The following is a 7,837-nucleotide window of genomic DNA, read 5'->3' on the forward strand; positions in this document are numbered from 1 at the left end:
GTGGATCACAACTGGAGGAAACTTCGGAAGTAAGAATATAACGTACAATCTTTCAGATAATCCTTACGTAGTGGATGTTTTCAACGGGAGATCGGATAGCTATGGAATGATAACAGGATATGTCAACAGCCCTTCCCTTCTCAACATAGCACAGGCATGGAGATATGTGGTTCAAAATCAGAAGTACAGAGTATCTTTAATGGAGGAGGCAACCTATTCCTACATAAGAAACAATACATTATACGGTTTTGACTATTTCAACAACATTGAATATTCCCCATTCAATCCTGTATTTAATTCCATTGAATCATTCGAATTTTATCATGGAATGAGTCCGTTGAATCTGTCCAGCACAGTCTATTTCAATCTCTCGAAGCCCGTATTTGAGAGAAAAATTAATGGAAGTGCAACCCCGAACATGGTTAAGGAGAAGAGCTTCAGGGAAATAGGTGGTGGAGGAGGGGGCGGAAATGGAAACCCGTGCACACCATCTGTTGTTGATAAGACAATCAAGATTGAAACATGGACAGGAATGCTTCCGCTTCTCTATTCAAGCATGAACCTGCCTTCATATTCTGATTTCGTTCTGTCTTCTACTGGCGTAACTGCAAATATAACTATGGAATTCAATTCAGCACAGTACACACAGAATCAATCAGGTACATTTCAGTCTACAACCTCATCATACGAGGCAACCCTGCCCTATTCATCCGAAACAGCAATAGACCTTAACGTTCCCGGGGAGAACATGTCAATAAACTACATCTCAAACGTTTCCTTTGAAGCCCTGGAATTCAGGCCATATTACATTACAACTCAAAGGAATAATGATGGTACTTATTACTGTGTTGCAACGCCAGGGCCAACTGTAACCACAATGCAGGTGATTGGGGCGAATAACCCTCAGGTAAAGGTAAGCTACGTCTACAATGTGGCCAATAATGGAAATGCATCTGAAACTGCCGATTACTGGTCAACAGCAATCAACATGCTTGGGATTACCCCCAGTCACGCATATCAACTTGGTGTCGGTGATGTTTACAGCAGTTTGGATTTGTCTTACATAGCAAATGAATCGAATAATGCAAATAACTACCTTGAGCAGGTGGAGAATGGAGTAAGTGTTTTCTCAGCTGCTGTTGGTGTGGCATTCGCAATTAATGCAATTACAGATATAATACCATTGGCTGGTTCAGCAGAAGACTTAGCTGATGAACTTACACTTGCCTTTGCAGAGATCGGACTTCTAACATCGATCGCCGCTGCATTAACTTCCATATCGATCATTGTTCAGGAATCAATTACCTTAAATACGTTTACCTTGGATAATTTTAAGGTAATTAACACAGATGGGAGCCCCTTGGAAGTTTACTTTTATCAATCATCAGACACAGTTCATTTCTATGGGAACGCAGGGGATGAATATTCATTTAATCCTTCCGTTTCATTGGCAAAAGAGTTGCCAATATGAATTTTTTCATTTTTCAAATAATTCATTCACTAACTTATAAAATGAGCTGAATTTATTGTTAACAGAAGGTACATATCAGGATTTGAATCATATTACATTATTTTATTATTCCTCGACTGGGAGTTCCGTAAAAGTGAGAAAACGAAATGGGATCATAATTCAATTGGGAAAATCAGCTTAAAAGCCCTCAAAATTCAATTTTTATAAACTTAATTTCATAAATCGCTTACTTTCTAAAACCCATACTAAATGTATCATCCTGAAACTCCATATTCCAGTATGTCCTCAACAGATGTTGCTCCTGCTCTTGATACTATTTCAGGATGCTTTCTGGCCGTATAAACTGTGATCAGCAAGATAACTCCGATTATGACTATTCCTATTATGGAGGCATAGTTGTATGGATACACGGGAAGCGGTATGAAATTGGATATTAGAACTGTTCCCAGGAGGCCTATGGATATGATGGGAATTACGAGATATCCAAATAGGCTCCTCAGATTCATCTTACCCTTGCGAAATGTGTCAACTATGAGACTCGCTGATGATATGGACCTTATGAGAAATGAGAAGAAAGCGTCTGCAAAGAGAAGGACATAACCACCAATTACTGGACCGAAGTAAAGTCCGAAGGAAAGGCAGAGAAACACTGAAACTATCAATATGAAGTATGTTGTATTGACTGGAGTTCCTCTCCTATCAAGCCTGGAAAATGAATTGGGAAATATCACACCGTCCCTTGAGAAGGCATAGAATATCCTTGTCATGGATGTGCCCATGGATATGTTGTTTCCCATAAAGCTGTTAACAGTAAAAATGAAGAGCAGGCCGAACATAACAGGGCTGAGTTTATTGAATAGAACCAGACCATTGTCCAGTGAGTTTCCGAAGGATAGCATGTTGTTGTATCCCCAGGCCACTGTCATTGCATAGGATAGAAAAATGATGGTACCTCCTATTACCAGGGAAGAAACAATCAGGGATCGTGGGACATTCCTTCTTGGTATATTGGCCTCCTCCGATATGGATGTCAATGCTATGGAAAGCCCTATGAATGTCACAACTGAGAGTGTCAGGGAGTGAATGAACCCAACTATGCCTCCGCTGGAGATGAATGGATTGAAAACCTCAAGGGTGTTGTTCTTTCCTGCAAGTATGATTAAACCAATTCCTCCTGAAACAAGAACAATAAATTCTATTATTCCGCTGATCATTTGATAGGAAGTTGAAAAAACAATACCTCTGTAGAGAATCAGAAAGGTCAGTACATTAAGTGCAAGGGCAATGGGAATCCAGAGGTAAGAAGTAACAATACTGGAATCAAATATGTCGAAGAATGCGGCAAGACCAAGCATGCCAAAACCGGCAAAGGCAAACATTGTCCCAAAGAGGAGATTCCAGCCCTCGAATGTTGCCATGAAACCTCCGAGGCCTTTTCCAACATATGTAAAGTCACTTCCGGCTGATACATATATCCTTGAAAACCTATAGGAGGTGTTCAGAATCGTCAGGTAGATCAGAAAACCGATGAGTATGGAAAGGGGAGTCGCACCAAGGGCAACCAGTGCTATTCCTCCCAGAAGAAATGCAATATCAGCCGCTGGGGCCGTCATTCCCCATCCCTGCCATATTAATCGGCTCATTCCAATGGTATTTTCCCTCAGTCGATCAGCCATAGTTCAAAATTGCCCTCATCACACAAATAGTTTTTGTAGTATTTCCTCATAATAAGACAAATTTTCAAAACACCTTAAAATGAACAGTTGTCATTCAGATGTAAAATGGGACAGGCGTGAACGAGAGAATGAACATCACGAGAACAATAATTCCGATTGCGATCTCTTTCATGCCCACAGGTGTAGAATCATCCAGTGCTGGTGGATGTTCAAGTCCCAGGAACATCACGAGAATTGCTATGAGAATCCAGCCAAAGTAATTGAGACCAAGATAGAAAAGGAGAAGAAGAAAACCGTAGCTTATTATTATTGATTTTCTCCCGACTATACCCCTGAGTACGTGGCCACCATCCAGCTGGCCAACAGGAATCAGGTTCATTGCGGTTGCAAATATACCGACCCACACTGATAATACCATTGGAAACACAGGAGGCTTTACAGGTAGCAGGTCCAGAAGATTGTAAATTAAGGGATAGTGAAGGAAATATGGTGAAAAGTTCTTCACATGAATCATCGTTTTCTGTAGATAGTCTGCCACGAAGAGCAGAGGCAGAGCTGTGAGAAAACCAGCTACTGGACCTGCTGCACCAATGTTTGCCATCACCTTTCTGTTTGGAAAGGGATCACGAAGTGATATAAATGCACCAAAGGTGCCTATGGAGTATGCCAGGGGGATAAATGGTATGAAGAAGGGAAGGGAAGCTCTGACACCGTAGTGTTTGGCAACAAAGTAATGCCCAAGTTCGTGAACGCCAAGTATTGTTAAAAGAGGTGCTGAGAAAAAGAGCGCACTGTACATCAGTGTTCTCAAAAACAGATAGGGGCCCTTTGGAACAAAGTCCTCCGAAAACAGGTATCCTGCATATAGTGTGGAAAGGATCGTCAGTATAAGAAGAATAATATTGACCTTTATGGAGGTAAATTTTCTCTGAGGCATTCTGGAAACTACTATATAATATTCATAGTCCTTTACAAGCTGTGCAATATACCCTTGCTCCATAAGTGCCCTATTGAGCTCGGAAAATTTTTTAGAAATATCTGGATTGTCACTGTCAAGGAACTTGAACCTTATGGAAAGGGGAGATACCTCTATCTCATAACTATCAACATACTGCTTCACAATTGAAACAATCCGATTTACCGAAGGATTTTCAAGTTCAACTTCAGAATTCCTGTCCATGAATTATCGTCCCTTTTTTTGATCTTTTCCCCGATCTAACGGGAATCATTCATTATCCTGATTCCACTGACCCACGGGGATTTTTTCGCCTTCCTCTGATCGGCATTTCATAGCAGGAAACAGATCCTCAACTCGTGCTGAGGCCCATTATGGAAGGGCAATTTTTAGCCCCAAGTCGTCATATACCTTCATTTATCAGATATACTATTTTTCAGGGCACTGACGTATGGACATATTTTAATTAAGGTTTATCGATCCATTATTTATAAGGAAACAGCATGGAAATAAATTTCTTAACAAACCATGATTCCACTTACATGTTTATGAAAAAAATTGAACTTGGAAAGAGTGGACTCAAGATACCGGTGGTTGGATTTGGCGCATGGCAGGCTGGCAAAATAGGATGGGGTAATGATTACAGCGATGAAGATATAATCAATGCCATTGAATATTCTCTGAAAAACGGGGGAAATTACATAGACACTGCTGAAGTTTATGGAATGGGGCATTCCGAGACTCTTGTTAAATCCGCGACAGAACATTTTCAAAGGAAGGATTTCATAATTGCCACAAAGGTTGCACCTCCTCACTTCAGATACAGAGATGTAATAAGGGCATGTGAGAATTCCCTGAAGAGACTTGGAACTGATTATATTGACCTTTACCAGCTCCACTGGCCGGATAATTATGTACCACTCAGGGAGACAGTTTCCGCAATGGAAAAACTTGCAGATGAGGGTATGATCAGACACATTGGAGTGTGCAATTTTCCGGCACCACTGATAAGAGAAGTTTTGAATTTGCTGAAAGACCACGATCTTGTCTCAAACCAGATGCGTTATAATATATTACAGAGAGAGGTGGAGGAAGAGACTTTTCCATTGATGAGGGAGCACGGGATAACTATGATTGCATACAGTCCTATTGCCAAAGGCCTATTGACATGCAAATATGATGAGAAACACCTCCCCTCCGGGGAAATACGATCTTCTGATGCTCTTTTCAGAACTGAAAATATCAGGGCTGCCTCTGGGTTGTTCAACGAATTGCGAAATATTGCAGAAAGGCACAAATGCGAACCTGGAAGTGTAGCCCTTGCCTACCTTATCCAAAAGGGGGCAGCAGTGATTCCAGGTGCGAAGAATAAGGAACAGGTAAAGGGAAATCTTGTTGCGGGCGATCTGGAACTGAGCATGGAAGAGATGAAATCACTGGAAATGAATATAGATCTGGATTATTTTTAATTCATCTATCTGCACATTTTTTCCAGATAAGGGCAGGTCCTTTGGAGATTAGGTTCAGGAAGAAATTTGAATGGGTAAAGGAGATTGGATTGTAACTCCTTTCTTAGAAATTTTATCAATTGTTTCTGTACCTATTTAGATCCCAAGCGCAAAAACCTCTCATAGGAACTGATTCATTTCTTCAGAACAAGAGACTTTGATAATGTAGAAGACTACGATATTTTCTTAATAGTGACTTTTATTTTTCCCAAATATTCCCAAATCTTAACTATGCTAAAATAATTCTTACCGTGAGGACGAAATATGAAAACAGTAGCTTATGGTGTTGATGAGCCCCATGGAATTTTCCATGAGATGAATATTGAGAGGAGAGAAGTGGGAGAAAATGATGTTCTCATAGATATACAGTACTGCGGTATCTGCCACAGTGATATACACACTGCAAACAATGAATGGGGAGGGGCAAAATATCCCGTTGTGCCAGGTCATGAAATTGTTGGTGTTGTAAAACAGGTTGGAAAAAATGTGAATAATTACAAGGTGGGAGACAAGGTTGGTGTGGGATGCATGGTGGATTCCTGCAGAAATTGCGAGGAGTGCAAGAAGGGCAATGAGCATTACTGCGATAACACAATTTTCACCTATAATTCTCCTGACAGCCATCTGGGAGGAGTAACCTATGGTGGATATTCAGGTCAGATTGTGGTTGACAAAGATTTCGTATTAAGAATTCCTGAAAATCTTGATCTTGCAGCTTCAGCTCCCCTTTTATGTGCAGGAATTACAACATATTCACCACTCAGATTCTGGGACATAAAAAAGGGAGACAGAGTTGCAGTGGCGGGACTTGGTGGTCTCGGCCATATGGGTGTCAAACTTGCAAAGGCAATGGGGGCAGAAGTCACGGTGCTAACAACATCAAGTTCAAAGATAGACGAGGCAAAGAGACTTGGGGCATCCGATGTCATACTCTCAAAGGACAGAAATGAATTGAAGAAGCACACAGGAAAGTTTGATTTTATTCTTGACACTATTCCAGCTGTCCATGATATCAATCTGTACCTTTCCCTTTTGAAACCAGAGGGAGCCTTGGTTCTTGTTGGACTTCCAGAGAAGGGAAATTCCTACAATGTGTTCGCAGGAGCAGTTGTGGGAGGTAGAAAGACGCTTGCGGGTTCAAATATCGGAGGAATCAGGGAAACCCAGGAAATGCTGGATTTCTGTGGCAAACACAACATAACAGCGGACATAGAAATGATCAGCCCAAAGGAGATCAACAAGGCCTATGACAGAGTGGTTAAATCTGATGTGAAATACAGATTTGTCATAGATCTTAAAGGAAAAAATAATTAAATATTTAATTTTTAGATTTTTCAAAAATGCTCAGGGAAGCACCTGCAAGTACCATTACTGAAATGAACAAAATGGAAAATGCCAGTGATATTGACAGGAATGATACAGAAGTGAGTCCAAAGCCAAACAGGTAGTTCCACCCTATGGCTGGAGATATTCCTGAGCTTTTTGATATAGGAAGCCCAAAAAAGACATCGCTCACCATGAGAATGGCAAATGCCAGCGAACCCAGGAAGAGTGTGAGGCTTGCTATCCTTTGAAGTGATCTGATGCTCACAGTGATTATAAAACCTATTATGGATAAAATCAGAAAAAGTATTAGACCATAATAATGGTCCGGCGCAAGTGTCCTGAGGCTGGTATCGTAGACAAGAAGGTAGATGGCCACTATGGATGAAATCACAAGGGCGGATGCGCCAACCTCCTTTCTCCTGGAATTGGAATAGGCACGTGCCACAATGACTCCTATAAGCCCGATCAGAATGACGATGAACCCAAGAAAATAGGGAATATATGAAGGAGAGCCTGAGGCCCCTGATTTATAAGTAACTGTGATTGTTGCATTGGATATGGAAGGATCAGAGCCGGTTGCATATATTTTGATATGATAGGTTCCGCTGCTTGCTGAAGATGATCCTTTGACTGTCATTGTGCCAGAGAATGGAGGTGCTCCTGATGGTGAGGAAAAGGAAATTATGAGATTCCCCTCTCCGGAATATTGAAGATTTGTCAAACCGGATGTACCGTTATAGAGACTGACATTATAGGCTATAGACTTTTCCTATAAACCTCCCATGAGAATTCTTTTTATGACCGATCTTTTCACATTTCCAATTAAACGTAATGCGGAATCCGCATTCCAGCCATGAATTGACTGCTATGCGAAAGTAAAGCTTTATTCATGGGATCAGCA

6 protein-coding genes are annotated in these 7,837 nt (G+C 41.0%); 3 read left to right on the top strand and 3 right to left on the bottom strand.

Features of this window, described 5'->3' with window-relative positions; all coding sequences use genetic code 11:
• On the top strand, positions 1-1,471 hold a 1,471-nt coding region (locus tag ACNF42_RS08160; protein WP_443340270.1), incomplete at its 5' end, for a hypothetical protein.
• 254 nt (positions 1,472-1,725) lie between these two features.
• On the opposite strand, the gene ACNF42_RS08165 is transcribed toward ACNF42_RS08160, so the two are convergent.
• Positions 1,726-3,147, bottom strand: a complete 1,422-nt coding sequence (locus ACNF42_RS08165; protein ID WP_443340271.1) for an APC family permease — start codon at positions 3,145-3,147, stop codon at positions 1,726-1,728.
• Positions 3,148-3,241: 94 nt separating this feature from the next.
• Positions 3,242-4,327 (bottom strand): site-2 protease family protein, encoded by a 1,086-nt coding sequence (locus tag ACNF42_RS08170; protein ID WP_443340273.1) that lies wholly within the window; start codon positions 4,325-4,327, stop codon positions 3,242-3,244.
• A gap of 278 nt (positions 4,328-4,605) precedes the next feature.
• Between ACNF42_RS08170 and ACNF42_RS08175 the strand changes: the two genes are divergently transcribed.
• Both ACNF42_RS08175 and ACNF42_RS08180 read left to right on the top strand, forming a co-directional pair.
• The gene (locus ACNF42_RS08175) at positions 4,606-5,571 is read left to right on the top strand and encodes an aldo/keto reductase (RefSeq protein WP_443340274.1); all 966 of its coding nucleotides are present in this window, start codon (positions 4,606-4,608) and stop codon (positions 5,569-5,571) included.
• Positions 5,572-5,874: 303 nt separating this feature from the next.
• Positions 5,875-6,924: an NAD(P)-dependent alcohol dehydrogenase gene (locus ACNF42_RS08180; protein ID WP_443340276.1), complete on the top strand. Its 1,050-nt coding sequence runs from the start codon at positions 5,875-5,877 to the stop codon at positions 6,922-6,924.
• A 4-nt stretch (positions 6,925-6,928) separates the two neighbouring features.
• Here ACNF42_RS08180 and ACNF42_RS08185 read toward each other — a convergent pair whose 3' ends face one another.
• Entirely contained in the window at positions 6,929-7,657 is a 729-nt protein-coding gene (locus tag ACNF42_RS08185) for a hypothetical protein (protein WP_443340277.1), read from the bottom strand.
• Between the last annotated feature and the right edge of the window lie 180 nt (positions 7,658-7,837).

Source organism: Cuniculiplasma thermophilum (assembly GCF_052315355.1).
Lineage (GTDB): Archaea > Thermoplasmatota > Thermoplasmata > Thermoplasmatales > Thermoplasmataceae > Cuniculiplasma.

What these genes read in the sequence shown, in the direction of transcription:
- ACNF42_RS08165 (WP_443340271.1), bottom strand. Translation starts at nt 3,147, where the DNA reads ATGGCTGATCGACTGAGGGAAAATACCATTGGAATGAGCCGATTAATA.
- ACNF42_RS08170 (WP_443340273.1), bottom strand. Translation starts at nt 4,327, where the DNA reads ATGGACAGGAATTCTGAAGTTGAACTTGAAAATCCTTCGGTAAATCGG.
- ACNF42_RS08175 (WP_443340274.1), top strand. Translation starts at nt 4,606, where the DNA reads ATGGAAATAAATTTCTTAACAAACCATGATTCCACTTACATGTTTATG.
- ACNF42_RS08180 (WP_443340276.1), top strand. Translation starts at nt 5,875, where the DNA reads ATGAAAACAGTAGCTTATGGTGTTGATGAGCCCCATGGAATTTTCCAT.